The following is a 16,238-nucleotide window of genomic DNA, read 5'->3' on the forward strand; positions in this document are numbered from 1 at the left end:
CATCGGAGCCAGCATGAGCTGCACTCGCCGCCGGATGATAACAGCGCCATCCTGATGCAGCGACCTTGAGGAACTCCCCGGAAGGCCCGATGAAACTCCTGCTCGTCAATCCGAACATCACCGACCGCATCACCGCCATCATGCTGGAAGAGGCGCTGCGCTCGGCCGCGCCGGGCACGCAGTTGCAGGCCGTCTCGGCGCCGTTCGGCGCGCAATACGTCGAGAATCGCGCTGAAGCGGCGATCGCCTCCCATGCAGTGCTCGACGCGGTCGCCACCCACGGCGGTGGCTGCGACGCCGTGATCGTTGCCGCCTTCGGCGACCCCGGCGTCGAGGCTGCGCGTGAACTGTTCGACATGCCGGTCGTGGGCATCTCGGAGGCGGCCTTCCACATGGCCTGGCTGCTTGGCCGCCGTTACTCGGTGGTGTGCCTGACCCCGCGCCTGCGCACCTGGTACCTCGAATGCGCGCGCGACACCGGTCTCGACGGCAGGCTTGCCAGCGTCCGCGCACTGCCGCGCCTGGACGCCGACATCAGCGAAGCCCGGGATGCTGCGCGCGAAGCGCTGCTCGAACAGTGCCGCCGCGCGGTCGAGGACGACCAGGCGGAGGTGCTGATCGTGGGCGGGGGCCCGCTGGCCGGCGTCGCGCGCGAGATCGCCCACCTTCTTCCGGTGCCGGTGATCGACGGTGTCAGTTGCGCCGTCCGGCTCGCCGAAGCCCTCGTCGGACTGCGCCCAGCGACTCCCTCGTCGGGCAGCTTTGCACGCCCGCCACCCAAGCCCGCGCGCGGCCTGGGGACGGCGCTGCAGGCGCGGATTACCCGCGAAGCGGACTGACCGCAGCCAGGCCCGGCGCAAGCACCTCGGTGCCGTAGTCGGCGATCGGCTGCGGCGGGGCCCGGAACTTGCGCACCTTCGAATGGCTGATGCCCATGCCTACGAAGGCCTCTGCCATCTTCACGCCCGCCACCACGGGATCGATCACCGGCACGCCGGACAGTGCAGACAGCGCCTCGTCGTAGCCGCACAGGCCGGCGCACGCGAGGATGACCACTTCGGCCTGGTCGCGGCTGACCAGTTCCTTCACCTGAACGGACAGGTCGCGCAGCGCCCGCTCGCGGTCGGTCGCCGCCTCTTCGACGTTGATGTTGATCGCGCGCACGGACGCGCACTTGGACTCGAAACCGTAGAGCCGGACCAGGTCCTGCTGGTAGGGGATGAACTGCTCGAGCATCGTGAGGGTGCTGAAGCGGTGTCCGAGCAGGCAGGCCATCGCCATGCTGGCCTCGGAGATCGACACGACGGGGATGTCGAGCAGTTCCTTCAGTGCGTAGATGCCGACATTGCCGAAACCCGCAAGCACCACGGCATCCGGCCGATCCTCGGCCACGCAGCGGCGTACCGCCTCGATCATGTGCGGCGCGCTCATGTAGTCGCCGTATGCGCAATCGATGCTGCGCGTGCCGTTCGGCGAGGACAGCCCGCTGATCACGGTGTCGGGGAGCGCCCGTCGACGAGCCGAGGCCAGGATCACGTCAAGCACCACGGCGGATGTGTTCGGGTTTGCTACCAGCAGTTTCATCGTCGTTCCGGCGGTCGGTAAAGGGCTGTATTCAGGATTCGGCCACGGCCCGGCGTCAGCGGCCGAGCGCTTCGGGGTTCACCACGTTGACCGGCTCGCCGCGGGCGAACGCATCGACCTGCTCGAATGCGGAGTCGAACATGATCTCGAAGCGGTCGCGGGTGACGTAGCCGACGTGGGGAGAGCAGATGACGTTATCCATCGACACCAGTGGGTCGAGGGCGCCCACGACGGGCTCCTCGTCGTACACGTCGAGCGCCGCATGGCCGGGCCGTCCGGCACGCAGGGCTGCGAGCAGCGCACCCTTCTCCACCAGGGCCGCGCGGCTGGTGTTGACGAACAGGGCGTCGGGCTTCATGGCGGCCAGGTCGGCCGCCGTGACGATGCCGTCGGTCTCGGGCAGCATCCTCAGGTGCAGGGTGACGATGTCGGAGGTCTCGAAGAACGTGCGCTGGTCGGATGCCGTGTCGTAGCCCGCCTCGCGCGCGCGCTCCAGGCTGCCTTCGCGCCCCCACACCTGCACCTTCATCTCGAAGGCACGGCCATAGGATGCGACCAGCGCGCCGATCCAGCCATAGCCGAAGACGCCGAGCGTGAGGCCACGCAGCCCTCGCCCGAAGCGCGTCTGCCAGCGTCCTTCACGCAGCGCCACCGCTTCCTGCGGGATGTGGCGCATCGAGGCGAGGATCAGCCCCCATGTGAGTTCCGCCGTGGTGTACGACGGCCCGGTTCGCGTCGAGCACACCACCACCCCGCGCCGGGTACAGGCCGGCACGTCGATGTGCGGGATGACGCCAGTCTGGCTGATGATGCGCAGGTCCGGCAGGCGGTCGAGCAGCTTCGCCGTGATCTTCGTACGCTCGCGCGACAGCACCAGCGCATCGAACCCGGCGAGGCGCCGCCCGAGTTCATCGACATCGGTGAGCGGGTCCCGGAACACCGTCACCCGGTGCCCGTCGAGCTTCCGATAGACGGCGAGCGACGGCACCACGCCCAGGAAATCGTCGAGGATGGCGATGTTCACGGCAGGCCTTCAGTTCAGCTGGGTGACGAACTTGGTGACCAGGTAACCGTCGAACGTCTCGGCGCCACCCTCGCTGCCGTAACCGCTGTCCTTCACGCCACCGAAGGGCGTCTCGGACAGCGCGATGCCGAAGTGATTGATGTTCACCATGCCTGCCTCGATCGAGTTGGAGATCGCGGTCGCGTTGCGCGACGAGCGGGTGAACGCATATGAAGCCAGGCCGTAGGGCAGACTGTTCGCCCGGCGCACGACCTCGTCGAAGTCGCTGAAGCGGACGATCGGTGCGATCGGACCGAACGGCTCCTGCGTCATGAGCTTCGAGTCGTCCGGCACGTCGGTGATCACCGTCGGCGAGAAGAAGTTGCCAGCGCCATCGATCTTCGAGCCGCCGACCAGCACCTTGCCGCCGCGCCGGTCGGCATCGTCGACGAAGCTTTCCATCGTCGGCACCCGACGCTGGTGGGCGAGCGGCCCCATCCGGGTGTCCTTTTCGAGGCCGCTGCCGACCTTGATCGACGATGCCACCGCCGCGAATTTCTCGACGAAACGGTCGTAGGCCTGCTCGTGCACGAACATGCGGGAGGGCGACACGCACACCTGGCCGGCGTTGCGGTACTTCATGTTGGCGAGCAGTTCCGCGGCGCGGTCGACATCCGCATCCTCGAACACGATGGCCGGGGAATGTCCGCCCAGCTCCATCGTGCAGCGCTTCATCAGCGAACCAGCCAGGGCGGCGAGCTGCTTGCCGACGGGCACCGACCCGGTGAACGAGATCTTGCGCACGATCGGCGAGCGAATCAGGTAATCGGAAACTTCGGCCGGGACACCCCACACGATGTTCAGGCAGCCTGCGGGAAGCCCGGCATCGGCGAACACCTGCGCGATGATCACCACCGCGCTGGGCGCATCCTCGGGCCCCTTGAGCACCAGCGTGCAGCCGGCGCCGATCGCCGCGACCACCTTGCGGATCGCCTGGTTGAACGGGAAGTTCCACGGCGTGAAGGCAGCGCAGACACCGATCGGCTCGCGCAGCACCAGTTGTCGCACACCATCGACGCGTGGCGGGATCACACGGCCGTAGATGCGGCGGCATTCCTCGGCGTGCCATTCGCAGTGTTCAGCGCCACCCATCACCTCCGCCATCGCCTCGGCATACGGCTTGCCCATGTCGAGCGTGATGCCGTGCGCCATTTCGGCCGCACGCTCGCGGAACAGCTCCGCCGCGCGCCGGAGGATCTTCGAGCGTTCGACCGGCGAGCTCTTCTTCCATGACTGGAACGCGCGGTCGGCCGCCCCGAGTGCAGCGTCGAGGTCCTCGCGCGACGCATGCGGCAGCCGGCCGATCACCGCGCCGGTCGCCGGGTTGGTCACATCCTGCTCGACCCGACCCTCGCCACCGATGAACCGGCCATCGATGTACAGACAGAGCGCAGGGTAGGCAGGCGGGGGCACGGTATCCATCGAAGCTCCTTGGTGAGAATGGCTGGCACGGGAGCGCCAAGGGTAGCCTCGGCGGGTGCCCGGTTCAACCGGCACGCATCAGGCACGCATCACGCACCCGGACGGTATGGCTCCGCGAGCAGCCGTTCGAGTTCGCGCACCAGCCTGGGGTCATCCGGACGTATCGTCGTCGCGAAGCTCTGGACCCGGTTGCCGCCGCGATCGACCACGTACTTGTGGAAGTTCCAGCCCGGCGCGGTGCCGCTGCGCCGGGCGAGTTGGGCGTAGAAAGGATTCGCACGCGGTCCGACGACCTCGGTACGTTCGAACATCGGGAACGAAACCCCGTAGTTCAGCTTGCAGAAATCGGCGATGGCCTTGTTGCTGCCGCGCTCCTGCTGGCCGAAATCGTTCGACGGGAACCCGACGATCACCAGCCCCCGAGGCGCCAGGCGCCGGTGCAGCGCCTCGAGCTGTTCGTACTGCGGGGTGAAGCCGCATTCGCTCGCGGTATTGACCACCATGAGCACCTTGCCGCGGTACTGGCAGAGGGACACCGGCTTGCCGCTGACCAGTTCGGGAAAAGTGACGTCCAGCAGCGCCGGACAGGGCGCAGGCGCAGCCCCGGCAGGCGCAGGCGCGGCCGGCACCGCAGCCGCGCCTGCGGCCCACGCGGGACACACGCCCCCTGCGAACAGGCAGGCAGCCAGCCACAAGCCGCGCAAGGCCAGCCCTTCTCTCCGGCCTGGCGCTACCCCTGCCTTGCCTGTCGATTGCGTCATCGTGCCTTGCTCCGAGCGTAGTTCTTGCCGAAGTCTACCTTCGGGCACGAGGCCCGCTCGGCGACACGATGGCCATTGATGAACTCGACGCCGCCGGGCTGCCCAAGCGCGCCCGGGAACTGCGCAAGGCCCGGATGGCGCCGAAACGATCCACCGCTGCGCTCGCAGCCCGCGCGGGGCCGCCGCCCGCCGTCACGCAGTCTGGGCGATGAGTTGAAGTTACCGAGCAAAGGGTCGCCGACGCCTGTCTCGCTCCGTGTGCCGCCTCCGTTGACGCAGGCCAAGGCCTTTCGGCCGCTGCAGATCGACTGGATCGAACGCCCCGTGTCGATACCCGACCGCGCGAGACCGGCGCCGAAGACGCCCGGACATCGGCCTCGCGGATACGCGCCAGAAGTCGCCGATGAGCGTGTCGCGCAGCGCTGCCGGTCCAGGACGAGGCGACCGGTTCGCGTGATGCCCGTCAGTGGTAGCGGGACCGCTCGATCGTCGACGCCACCGGCGTCTCGTCCATGCTGAGCGCACGCCAGCGTTTGATTCCGCCCGAGAGTTCGATGGCCTTCAGGCCGCGCAGCGTCAACAGACGCACAGCACGCGCCGAAAGCGTGCTCCACTCGTCCCAGCAGTAGACGACGATCGTCGCGTCCTGCGGCAACTGGCGCCAGCGTACTTCGAGTTCTTCGACCGACAGGACCTGTGCGTCGGGCAGTGTGCTGCGGAGCAATTCCTTCGGACTGTTCCGCACGTCAACCACCACCACCTTGTCGCCCTGCCGCTTGCGCAGCGCGACCAGTTCGGCCGGCGCGATCGCACGGACTTCCTCGACGGACCCGCGGTTCGCGCGTACGCGACGTGGTTCGACGCCGCTCAACATCACTTCCAGACCTTTCCAGGTGTCCAGCATCTTGAGCCTCGGAGTTGGAACGACAGGGGAAAATTCGCTGCGCTGCGCCGCAGCGATGCATGAACCGATCAGGGCTGAATCGGCTACTCGTGCCACCCGTTCTTGAGCATGGCTCCCGCCCGAGCAAACACCAGATTGACGGTGTTCGGGTGAACGGGTCCCATGATGGTGGCGCTTTCTTTTCGTACGATTAAGCACATTCTTAACCACATTCGACCACTCGTCTGATGGTAGTTTGTCCAAGGCAAAGACGCAACAGTCGGAATGTGACTTCTTAGTCATTTTTTGTACAATTAAGTTCCCGCGATCGCTCAAAAGCGTCGCCGCGTTCCAGACGAAAGCACCACGGATGAGACTTTCTTTTCAGAAACAGCAGTTTGCAGCGCGCGAGGACGCGATCCTCGATGCCGTCAATGTGTTGCTGGCGAAGAAAGGCTTCGATCTGATGACGATGGACGACGTCGCGGCCGAAGTCGGCATCGCCAAAGGCAGCCTGTACAAGCACTTCGCGTCTAAGGAAAGCCTGGCCGCCGCCGCGCTCTGCCGCATGACCCGGGACACGATCGACGTGCTGGCCGCGATGCCGCCGGAACTGGCTCCGATCGACAAGCTGAAGGCAACCCTGCGCTGGGCGCTCGAACGGCGCCTGAAGGGGGCCGTCCCGCACCTACCATCGACCAGCGTCGCGCTGCAGCGAAGCCTGATGCTGAACCTGAGCTATGTGCGCCTCATCATGAAGCTCAACGCCGAACTCAAGCTGCTGGTGATCGCCGCGCAGAACGAAGGCGCGCTCGACCGAACGCTGCCGAACGAGGTGATCGTCTACACGATCTACGCCCGCTCCTGCGACCCGACGCTCGAGTACCTGCGCAAGAGCGGCCGCTACGACGACGTCCAGACCGTCGATTTCCTGGTGCGCACCTGCTTCGAGGGGTTGAACGGCTAGGTCGCCGGGCGCGACGCGTGGCGCGTCAGCAGGATCCCCGCGAAGATCAGCGCGATGCCGACGAGGTGAAACGCCCGCATGCCTTCGCCCAGGAACAGCCAGCCCATCACGGGGGTATAGACCGGCATCAGATACATGAACGGGCCGGCCCGGCTGGCTCCCAGCACTTCGACGCCGCGGTTCCAGCAGATGTAGGCGAGGACGGTTGCCCCGAGCCCGATGTAGAGCAGACTTCCGGCCACCGGCCATGACCAGATGAAACGGCTGCCAGCCGCGAACTCGATCGCTGCAACCGGCAGCGATACCAGCGCCCCCAGCACGGCGATCGCGCACATGAAGGGCAACGGCGGCAGGCCCGGCGGACGCCAGCGCAGCAGGATCGTATAGACAGCCCAACTCACCGTGCCGAGCAGGATCCACAGGTCGCCCGCCTCCAGCGCCCAGTGCAAGAGCGAACCGGGGTGGCCGCGGGTCACGATCCACAGTGCACCGGCCATGGCTAGCGTCACCCCCGCCAGCACCGCTGCCGACAGGCGCTCACCCAGAACCAGCCATCCCAGCAGCAGGATGAACACCGGCGTGGTGGCGTTGAGCAGCGAGGCGGTGGTCGCCGTCGTGGTGCGCAGCCCGATGTAGACCGGCAGGTGCTGCAGGACGCTCGCGGCCACCGCGAGCAGCAGCAGGATTGGCCACGACCGCCGCAGCAGCGGCCAGTATTCGCGTACCGACGACGCGTTGAACGCGAGCAGCACGCAGGCGGCGATCGTCCAGCGCAGGAAGGTGATCCCGCCGGGCGGCGCCTCCAGGCGGATCATGCGGCCGATCACCCAGTTACCCGCCCACAACGCGACGGCCAGCGCGAGCAGCGCGGCGGCAGTCCACGACTCCCGCCCCGCCGGACGTTCACTCAATGCAGTACTGCCGCCGCCCCAACGGCCGATCAGCCGGCGCGCAGGAATCCGCGTGGCGCGCGATGCAGGCTCTCGAAACCGGTGGCGGTAATCCGCACCAGCTCCCCGACCTGCACGCCTGCGGTGCGCGCACGGTCGATCACGTTCGGCTGCACCACCATCGTCATGTTCTCGGCGAGCACGATATCGGGCAGCGGACCCGCCGGACGGCTGCGGCTGCCGAGGATCGGCTGGAAGTAACCGCCGCCGAAACCGTGCACCAGATCGTCGCAGATCGTGAAGCCGCGTGCTTCGATCACCGAGGCGGCGTCCACGATCTCGTCCATCGTGCAGCCGGGACGCATCACGCCGGTGACTGCGTCGTACGTCGCCTCGGCCGTATCGTGCAGGTCGCGATAGAGCGCCGGCGGTTCGGCACCGACCGCGAAGGTACGCAGCACCTGGCCGCCGTAATCCCAGAAGGAGCCCGTGATCTCGGTGAACACGCAATCGCCGTCGCGCACGATGCGGTTCATGGGATGCTGGCGGGGGATGTAGCAGTCGGGCGCAGCCATCGACGTCACGCCGAAATAGTGCAGCATCGTGACCCCGCCGAACGGTGCATAGGCGCGCTCTGCGATATCGCCCAGGTCGCGCTCGTTCAACCCGTCGCAGAGGCCCTCGGCGAGCGCCGCGATCGACGCGTCGGAGAACGCCGCGCCGATGCGCAGCCAGTCGATCTCCTCCTCGGACTTGGTAAGGCGCATGCGGCTGTATGCAGGGTTCAGGTCGACTACATCCGGAAACGCAGCGGCCAGCTTGCGGTACTTGCCGAAGTTGAACACGCCCATGATGCCCACGCGCCGTGCGCCACGCCGCTTCAGCTCTGCGACCACCTTCTCGACGCTGCGGTGCTCGCTCCATTCGACCTCGCATTGCCAGGCGATCTGCTTCGCGAGCGGCGCATGGTTGACCCATTCGACGAACATCTTCGGCTGCTCGCGACCATCGAACACGATGATCTGCTCGCTGGTGGTGACCCAGCCAGTGAGCCAGGAGATGCCGGTGCCGGCGCGCTGCTCGCCGCAGACCAGCACCTGATCGACGTCGTGCTTGCGCATGACGTCCGCGAGCGCGTGGCGCCTTCGCTGCATCTCCGCGTCCGAGAAACGGGGAAACGGCTGGTCGAGGATCGCGCGCAGGTGTGGCGCTAGGCCGAGACGGGCGGGATCGGCAGGCTTGAGGCGAGGCATGGGGACTCCAGATACCGGCAAGAAGGGATCACGAGGCAAACCCCGATAGAATCGGGTACCCGCCAATCTTACCCAGCTTCGATGACCCCCGTGCCCCGTACCGTATCCAGCACCGCCCGCACCGCCTCTGTCGAGAGCAGCGGCCCCGCAATCCAGCGCCGCGCGCTGCTCGCCTGCACGATCGGCTGCGTCATTGCCGGTACCGTTGCCGCAGGCACCGCATCGGCCCAGGCATGGCCGACCAGGCCTGTGCGCCTGATCCACGGCTTCGCCCCCGGCAGCGCGATCGACGTATCGATCCGTCCGCTCGCCGCGCAGCTCGCCACCGAGTTCGGGCAGGGCTTCACGGTCGAGCCGAGGCCGGGCGCCACTGGCCAGCTGGCCAATGAGTTCGTATCGAAGTCGGCACCGGACGCCTACACGCTGCTGGCCGCGCCGGGCTCGTCGCTGACCTCCGCGCCACACCTGCAGAAGGCCCCGTACGATTCGCTGAAGGACCTTGCGCCGATCGCGATGATCACGGCCTTCTCGTTCGTGCTGGTCGCGCATCCGTCGGTCCCCGCGAAGACGGCGCGCGATCTGGTCGCCATCGCCCGGGCGAAGCCGGGCGTGCTCACGTATGGCTCCACCGGCATCGGCAGCGCCTTCCATCTCGCCGGCGAGCTGCTCGCCTCGCTCGGCGGCGTGAACATGGTTCATGTGCCCTACCGAGGCGGCGGCAGCGCGACCATGCCCGACCTGGTCAGCGGCCGCATCGACATGATGTGGGACAGCTACGCGGCGGTACGCACCCAGGTCGAGGCCGGCAAGCTGCGCGCGATCGGTGTGACCGGAACCACGCGCATCGCCGCACTGCCGAACGTGCCGCCGATCAACGACAGCGTGCCGGGCTACGATCTGGTTGGGTGGCACGGCGTATTCGGTCCGGCAGGGGTATCGCGCGAGGTCGTCGACCGCATGAACGTGTCGATCAACCGAGCGCTCGACCGCAAGGAGCTGCGCACGCTGTGGGCGCAGCAGGGCTTCGATACACCGCAACTGTCCGCCGACCAGTTCGCGCAGCGGGTGCGTCGCGACCACGCCTTCTACGGCAAGCTGATCCGGTCCATCGGGCTGCAGGTGCAATGAACGATATCCGATGCTCCTGGCACTGAATCGGGTCTCACTCGGCTTCGGCGCCGGCCTGCTGCTCGACCAGGCAGACTTCGTCCTCCAGGAAGGCGAGCGGGTCGGCCTGATCGGTCGCAACGGCACCGGCAAGTCGACACTGATGAAGCTGGTCGACGGCCGTATCGCCGCCGATAGCGGCGAGATCGTCCGCACGCCCGGGCTGCGCTGCGTTCTGCTCGACCAGGAGCCCACGTTCGAACCGGGGCTGACCATCGGCGAGGTCATCGCCGGCGGGTTCGGCGATATCGCGGAGGTCTTCGCGGAGCATCAGGCCCTGGCGCACGCGGAAGACACACCGGCGAACGCCGAACGCATGCAGTGGCTCCACGACCGGCTGGACCATGAGCGGGGCTGGGACCTTCCCTCGCGCGTGTCGGCGCTCCTGCTCACGCACGGGTTCGACGGCGCGACGCCGTTCGACACGCTGTCGGGCGGCGGGCGCAAGCGCGTCGCACTGGTGCGCGCGCTCGCCGGCGAACCGGACGTGCTGCTGCTCGACGAACCGACCAACCATCTCGACATGGATGCGATCGAGTGGCTGGAGAACACGCTGCTCGGCTTTCGCGGCGCGGTGATGGTGGTCAGCCATGACCGGCGATTCCTCGACCGGGTGATCACCCGGATCATCGAACTCGACCGTGGACAACTGACCAGCTATCCCGGTTCGTTCCGCGACTACAAGGCGCGCAAGGCGCAGCAGCTGGCCGATGAGGCCGTTGCTGCGGCACGCTTCGACAAGCGCCTGGCGGAAGAAGAAGTCTGGATCCGCAAGGGCATCGAGGCGCGCCGCACGCGCAACGAGGGCCGGGTACGACGGCTCGAACAGCTTCGCCGTGACCGGGCCGCCCGCCGCGAGCGCATCGGGCAGGTGGGCTTCAAGCTGGCTGCCGGCGATGCGTCCGGAGAACTGGTCGCCGAGCTCGAACATGCAACGGTCGCGCTGGGCGGGCGCACGCTGATCCGCGATTTCTCGACACGTATCATCCGCGGCGACCGGATCGGCCTGGTGGGGCCCAACGGCGCTGGCAAGACCACGCTGCTGCGCGTGCTGCTCGGCCAGCTCGAGGTCGACTCCGGCAAGGCGCGGCTCGGCACCCGGCTCGAGATCGCTTACTTCGACCAGTTTCGCGCGCAGCTCGATCCCGATGCCCGGCTCACCGACGTGGTCAGCCCCGGCTCCGATTTCGTCGAGATCGGCGGCACGCGCCAGCATGTGATCGGCTATCTGTCCGAGTTCCTGTTTCCCCCGCAGCGGGCGCGCTCGCCGGTATCGGCGCTGTCCGGCGGCGAGCGCAACCGGCTGCTGCTCGCTCGACTGTTCGCCCGCCCCGCCAACCTCCTGGTGCTGGACGAGCCGACCAACGACCTCGACATAGAGACCCTCGACCTGCTCGAGTCGCTGCTCGCCGAGTACCGCGGCACCGTGCTGGTAGTCAGCCACGACCGGGAGTTCCTCGACAACGTGACGACACAGGTGATCGCGTTTGCCGGCGACGGCCGCCTGGTCGAGATCGCCGGTGGCTACAGCGACTGGCAGCGCTACCGTACAGGCACGACGGAGCCGGAGGCAGGCGGCAGGACGGGCTCGAAGCCGGCCGCAGCCGCAGCCGCTGCCGCCCTGCCCGCCCTGCCCGCCCTCGCCACCCGCGAACCGGCGACTGCGGGCGCGAACGCTGCCCGGGCATCAACCGTGAAGCCGAAGCCGCGTCTGAGCTTCAAGGAAACCCGCGAACTGGAATCGATGCCCGCCACGATCGAGAAGCTCGAAGCGGACATCGCGACGGTCGGCACCGCGCTGGCCGATCCCGCCCTCTACACCCGGGATCCCGCCGGCCTGAAGGAACTCCAGGCGAAGCTGTCCGGCCTGGAGGACGGCCTCTCGCGCGCGATGCAGCGCTGGGAAGACCTCGAGCGCCAGGCCCGCGACGGCAGCACTGGCTGATACGTCGATGCCACTGTCACTGCCCGATGCAGCCGGATGGGGGGCGCTGGCGATCGGCATCACGCTGGGCGCGATGCTGTTCTTCTCGGCCTGCGTCGCGCCGATGGTCTTCATGCGACTGCCGCCCGACATCGCAGGGCGCTTCATCCGCGCGCTGTTTCCCTGGTACTACGGATTCGGGCTCATCGGCAGCAGCGTGTCCGCCCTGCTCTGCGCCGGCACGGCGCCCAGCGCCGCCGGGCTCGCATTCGCGACCGCGCTCGGCTTCCTGATCGCCCGGCAGGCGCTGATGCCGGCGATCAATGCCGCACGGGACGCGTCGATGTCCGACCCGGCGGCCGCACGCCGCTTCGATCGCCTGCACCGCGCCAGCGTCGTCGTGAACCTCTTGCAGGTCGCACTGCTGCTGGGCGCGTTCGCGGCCGCGATAGCCCACACCTGAACGGATGGGCCGCGCGATCAGTACGTCTTGTACGGCAGGAACTTTCCGCTCAGCACCACCTTCACCCGGTCACCCTTCGGGTCGGGCTCGCGCGTGATGTCCATCGAGAAGTCGATCGCGCTCATGATGCCGTCGCCGAATTCCTCGTGGATCAGTTCCTTGATCGTGGTGCCGTACACGCTGACGATCTCGTACCAGCGGTAGATCAGCGGATCGGTCGGCACCGCCGTGGGCAGCGAGCCCTTGTACGGCACCACCTGCAGCAGCGTGATCTCTTCCTTCGTCAGTCCGAGCAGCTTGCCCAGGGTGTCGGCCTGCTTCTTCGTGAGCGTCATCTGGCCCAGGCAGGCCGCCGTCACCCACTCCTTGCTCTCGCCGACCTTCGTCGCGATATCGGCCCACTTCAGGGCCTTGTGAATCTTGATCGACACGATGCGCGCGGTCACGTCGTCGCGGGTCATCGGACGGGCCGGCATTGCCAGCGCACCGCTCGGTTCTCGTTTCATGGTTTCTCTCCTCTTTCGATGGGTATCAACGACTACGGTCCGGGCACCGGAGGTCAGGCAGCGACGCCGGCAATCGCCTCGGCGCCGGGCGCCTGCGCCGGATCGAGGCCCGGCGTCAGGTGCGGCAGGTTGCGCGGATCGAACCCGGACGGGGGTTCGTCCCGGAAGGTCTTCGACCGGTTCACCAGGAAATCGACCAGGTGGTTGCGGATCCGGTAGAACTGCGGATCCTTGTGCAGCGTCTGACGATTGCGGCTGCGCGGCATCGTGTTGACGACCACCTCGGCGATGCGCGCATCCGGGCCGTTGGTCATCAACAGGATCTTGTCGGCCAGCAGGATCGCCTCGTCGACATCGTGGGTGATCATGAAGACCGTCTGCCGGGTCTGCGCGCAGATCTTCAGCAGTTCTTCCTGGATCACGCCGCGCGTGAGCGCATCGAGCGCACCGAAGGGTTCGTCGAGCAGCAGCATCTTCGGCTCGATGGCGAACGCCCGAGCGATGCCGACCCGCTGCTTCATGCCGCCGGAAAGTTCCGACGGCCGCTTGTGTTCGGAACCGGACAACCCGACCATGCCCAGATACTGGTCGCACACCGCCTTGACCTTGCGTGCGTCGTACTGCGGCCAGCGCGACTGCACCGCGAACGCCACGTTGCGCTCCGCACTCAGCCAGGGCATCAGCGCATGGCCCTGGAACACCACGCCGCGGTCGAGGCTAGGACCGCGTACCTCGCGTCCATCCATGATCACGTAGCCGGAGCTGGCCTCGTCGAGGCCGGCAAGCACGTTGAGGATGGTCGACTTGCCGCAGCCCGAGTGGCCTATGATGCAGGCGAACTCGCCCTGTTCGATGGTGAAGTTCACCTCGTCGAACACGGTCAGCGGCGCGCCGCCTCGCTGCGACGGGAAGACCTTGCGAAGGTTGTCGACTTGCAGGAAGGCACTCACCGGTTCACTCCTGGTAGCTGACCAGCCGGGTCAGCAGTCCGAACACCAGGTCGAGCAGCATCCCGACCACGCCGATCATCAGGATCGCGAAGATCACGTTGGTCAGCGACAGGTTGTTCCATTCGTTCCACACGAAATAGCCGATACCGGTGCCCCCGACCAGCATCTCGGCTGCCACGATCACCAGCCAGGCAATGCCCATCGAGATGCGCATGCCGGTCAGGATGGTCGGCGCAGCCGCCGGCAGCACCACCCGCAATGCGGTGCGCACGCGACCGACCTCGAGCGTGCGCGCAACGTTGAGCCAGTCGCGTCGCACCGACGCCACGCCGTGCGCCGTGTTGATCAGCATCGGCCAGATCGAGCAGATGAAGATCACGAAGATCGAGGAAATCGTCGAATCCTTGATCGTGTAGAGAGCGAGCGGCATCCAGGCGAGCGGCGAAATCGGCTTCAGCACCTGGATGAACGGATTGAGCGCCCTGAACAACAGCGGCGACATGCCGATCACGAAACCGAGCGGGATCGCGACGGCCGCGGCCAGCAGGAATCCGAGCAGCACGCGCCCGATCGAATAGCCGACCTGGAGGCCGACGCCCTTGTCGTTCGGACCGTTGTCGTAGAAAGGGTTGGACAGATGTTTCCAGATGGCCGTGCCCATCTGCGGCAGCGAAGGCAGCCCGGAACTGGTCTGCCCCTTGCCGCCCATCAGCCTTGCATACTCGGGATCGGCATACTGCGGCGCGGCCACCGGCGCGGTGGCGAGATGCCACAGCACCAGAACCAGTGCAAGGATGCAGGCAGAGAGGATGCCCGCACGAAACCCCTGCGACCTCGAGACACTATTGAACATGTGGACTCCGGATCGTGCGGTGGTCAGGTGCGACGGATCGCGAAGCTGTTGATGTACTGGTCGACGTTCTTCGCCGGGTCGAACTCCTTGCCCATCACGCGGATGCGCGGATATGCATCCTTCGGCACGGTCATCTTCAGCTCACCCATGGCCTTGCGCGCGTCGGTGATCATGAACACCTCCTCCGCGATCTTGCGGTAGTTCACATCGCCCTTCACGTAGCCCCAGCGCTTCATCTGGGACAGGATCCAGACGGCCATCGTGCCCCACGGGAACGGATCGAAATCGACGCGGTTGGGATCCTTGCGCACGTTGCCCAGGCCGTCGGCGTAGGTGCCGACCAGCACCTGTTCGATCACTTCGTAGGGCTGGTTCAGGTACTGCGAGGGCGCGATCGCATTGGCGATCAGTGCCCGGTGCTTCGGATCGCGCGCCATCGCATGCGCGTTCAGGATCGCCCGGTAGAGAGCAGCGAAGGTGTTCGGGTTCTGCTTGATCCAGGCATCCGACACGCCGAAGGCGCAGCACGGATGTCCGTCCCAGAGTTCCTTGGTGAGCAGGTGGATGAAGCCGATGCCGTCGTAGACAGCACGCTGATTGAAAGGCTCGGGTCCGAGGAATCCGTCGATATTGCCGGCGCGCAGGTTCGCTACCATTTCCGGCGGCGGCGTCACGCGGATCTGGATGTCCTTGTCGGGATCGAGCCCAGCCTCGGCCACGTAGTAGCGCAGCAGGAAGTTGTGGATCGAGTACTCGAAGGGCACCGCGAAGCGCATCCCCTTCCACATCTTCGGATCGCGCCGGTCCTTGAATTTCTGGTGCAGCGTGATGGCCTGGCCATTGACGTTCTGGATGGTCGCCACGTTGATGCCGGTGGCCACGGAGCCCAGCCCCATCGAGATCGACAGCGGCATCGGCGAGAGCATGTGCGAGGCGTCGTACTCGCGGTTGATCATCTTGTCCCGCACCAGCGCCCAGCCGGCGGTACGCTGCAGTTCGACGTTCAGGCCTTCGCGCTCGTAGAAGCGCAGCGGGTGCGCCATGATCAGCGGCGTGGCGCAGGTAATCGCGACGAAGCCCACCTGAAGGTTCTTCTTCTCGATCGCCAGCTTGCTGTCCTGGGCAATCGCCTGCATCGCGCCAATCGGCAGCACCGAGGCGATCGCACCCATCGCGGTGCGCACCCCCACTGCCTTCAGGAAGCGGCGACGCATGTCGTCGTTGGGGAACAGCGCGCGCACCACCGCCTGTTCGATGATACGGTTACTCGCCGCTTCGGTGGCCTGATTGCCATCGAACCAGGTACCCGGCGATACCGGACCCTCTGCGGCCGTGGCGGACGGATGCGTCACGACTGCATGCGCATCGTGATCGGCCTGGGACGCATGCCGCCCGCATTCGCAGGGATTCAACGCTACCGAGGGGTCGAAGGGATTGTCGAACGCGGCCTCTCGAATCTCCAGTGTGGTGGGGTCGGACTCCCTTAAAGCAGCAGTCATGCCAGTACGCACGTTCCCGGTGCGAAGGTCGCGGATACCGATCATCAGTCCCC

The 16,238-nt window shown here is 66.7% G+C and carries 16 protein-coding genes; 5 read left to right on the top strand and 11 right to left on the bottom strand.

The features are described from left to right. Positions 1 to 89: 89 nt before the first annotated feature. Entirely contained in the window at positions 90 to 839 is a 750-nt protein-coding gene (locus tag ING98_00930) for an Asp/Glu/hydantoin racemase (protein MCA3100413.1), read from the top strand. On the opposite strand, the gene ING98_00935 is transcribed toward ING98_00930, so the two are convergent. The 5 genes from ING98_00935 to ING98_00955 all read right to left on the bottom strand — a co-directional run bounded on the left by ING98_00935 (position 820) and on the right by ING98_00955 (position 5,701). Continuing rightward, the gene (locus tag ING98_00935) at positions 820 to 1,584 is read right to left on the bottom strand and encodes an aspartate/glutamate racemase family protein (protein ID MCA3100414.1); all 765 of its coding nucleotides are present in this window, start codon (positions 1,582 to 1,584) and stop codon (positions 820 to 822) included. The genes ING98_00930 and ING98_00935 overlap by 20 nt on opposite strands. 55 nt (positions 1,585 to 1,639) lie before the next feature. Beyond that, complete coding sequence (locus ING98_00940; GenBank protein MCA3100415.1) at positions 1,640 to 2,608, bottom strand: D-2-hydroxyacid dehydrogenase family protein; 969 nt, start codon at positions 2,606 to 2,608, stop codon at positions 1,640 to 1,642. Positions 2,609 to 2,617: 9 nt separating this feature from the next. After that, positions 2,618 to 4,069: an NAD-dependent succinate-semialdehyde dehydrogenase gene (locus tag ING98_00945; GenBank protein MCA3100416.1), complete on the bottom strand. Its 1,452-nt coding sequence runs from the start codon at positions 4,067 to 4,069 to the stop codon at positions 2,618 to 2,620. Between the two features lie 89 nt (positions 4,070 to 4,158). Then, positions 4,159 to 4,830 carry a glutathione peroxidase gene (locus ING98_00950; GenBank protein ID MCA3100417.1) on the bottom strand — a complete coding sequence of 224 codons (672 nt, stop codon included), beginning with the start codon at positions 4,828 to 4,830 and terminating at the stop codon, positions 4,159 to 4,161. Between the two features lie 463 nt (positions 4,831 to 5,293). After that, entirely contained in the window at positions 5,294 to 5,701 is a 408-nt protein-coding gene (locus ING98_00955; GenBank protein ID MCA3100418.1) for a hypothetical protein, read from the bottom strand. Positions 5,702 to 6,083: 382 nt separating this feature from the next. Here ING98_00955 and ING98_00960 point away from each other — a divergent pair, with 382 nt between their 5' ends. Then, on the top strand, positions 6,084 to 6,680 hold the full coding sequence (locus tag ING98_00960) for a TetR/AcrR family transcriptional regulator (GenBank protein MCA3100419.1): 597 nt from the start codon (positions 6,084 to 6,086) through the stop codon (positions 6,678 to 6,680). On the opposite strand, the gene ING98_00965 is transcribed toward ING98_00960, so the two are convergent. Next, positions 6,677 to 7,591 (bottom strand): DMT family transporter, encoded by a 915-nt coding sequence (locus tag ING98_00965; protein ID MCA3100420.1) that lies wholly within the window; start codon positions 7,589 to 7,591, stop codon positions 6,677 to 6,679. The genes ING98_00960 and ING98_00965 overlap by 4 nt on opposite strands. Before the next feature lie 29 nt (positions 7,592 to 7,620). Continuing rightward, positions 7,621 to 8,823, bottom strand: a complete 1,203-nt coding sequence (locus ING98_00970; protein MCA3100421.1) for an aminopeptidase P family protein — start codon at positions 8,821 to 8,823, stop codon at positions 7,621 to 7,623. 81 nt (positions 8,824 to 8,904) lie between these two features. Between ING98_00970 and ING98_00975 the strand changes: the two genes are divergently transcribed. From ING98_00975 to ING98_00985, 3 genes are read left to right on the top strand one after another with little or no spacing between them, the layout of a single operon-like run. Then, entirely contained in the window at positions 8,905 to 9,951 is a 1,047-nt protein-coding gene (locus ING98_00975) for a tripartite tricarboxylate transporter substrate binding protein (GenBank protein ID MCA3100422.1), read from the top strand. A 10-nt stretch (positions 9,952 to 9,961) separates the two neighbouring features. Beyond that, positions 9,962 to 11,935: an ATP-binding cassette domain-containing protein gene (locus ING98_00980; protein ID MCA3100423.1), complete on the top strand. Its 1,974-nt coding sequence runs from the start codon at positions 9,962 to 9,964 to the stop codon at positions 11,933 to 11,935. Between the two features lie 7 nt (positions 11,936 to 11,942). Then, a complete protein-coding gene (locus tag ING98_00985; GenBank protein ID MCA3100424.1) occupies positions 11,943 to 12,377 on the top strand; it encodes a DUF4149 domain-containing protein in 435 nt (144 codons plus the stop codon). A 17-nt stretch (positions 12,378 to 12,394) separates the two neighbouring features. Here ING98_00985 and cynS read toward each other — a convergent pair whose 3' ends face one another. From cynS to ING98_01005, 4 genes are all read right to left on the bottom strand, one after another. Next, complete coding sequence (gene cynS, locus ING98_00990; protein ID MCA3100425.1) at positions 12,395 to 12,838, bottom strand: cyanase; 444 nt, start codon at positions 12,836 to 12,838, stop codon at positions 12,395 to 12,397. A gap of 98 nt (positions 12,839 to 12,936) precedes the next feature. Then, a complete protein-coding gene (locus ING98_00995; protein MCA3100426.1) occupies positions 12,937 to 13,833 on the bottom strand; it encodes an ABC transporter ATP-binding protein in 897 nt (298 codons plus the stop codon). Between the two features lie 4 nt (positions 13,834 to 13,837). Next, the gene (gene ntrB, locus ING98_01000; protein ID MCA3100427.1) at positions 13,838 to 14,686 is read right to left on the bottom strand and encodes a nitrate ABC transporter permease; all 849 of its coding nucleotides are present in this window, start codon (positions 14,684 to 14,686) and stop codon (positions 13,838 to 13,840) included. A gap of 23 nt (positions 14,687 to 14,709) precedes the next feature. Then, the gene (locus tag ING98_01005; GenBank protein MCA3100428.1) at positions 14,710 to 16,185 is read right to left on the bottom strand and encodes an ABC transporter substrate-binding protein; all 1,476 of its coding nucleotides are present in this window, start codon (positions 16,183 to 16,185) and stop codon (positions 14,710 to 14,712) included. Between the last annotated feature and the right edge of the window lie 53 nt (positions 16,186 to 16,238).

It is taken from the genome of Rhodocyclaceae bacterium, assembly GCA_020248265.1.
Lineage (GTDB): Bacteria > Pseudomonadota > Gammaproteobacteria > Burkholderiales > CAIKXV01 > CAIKXV01.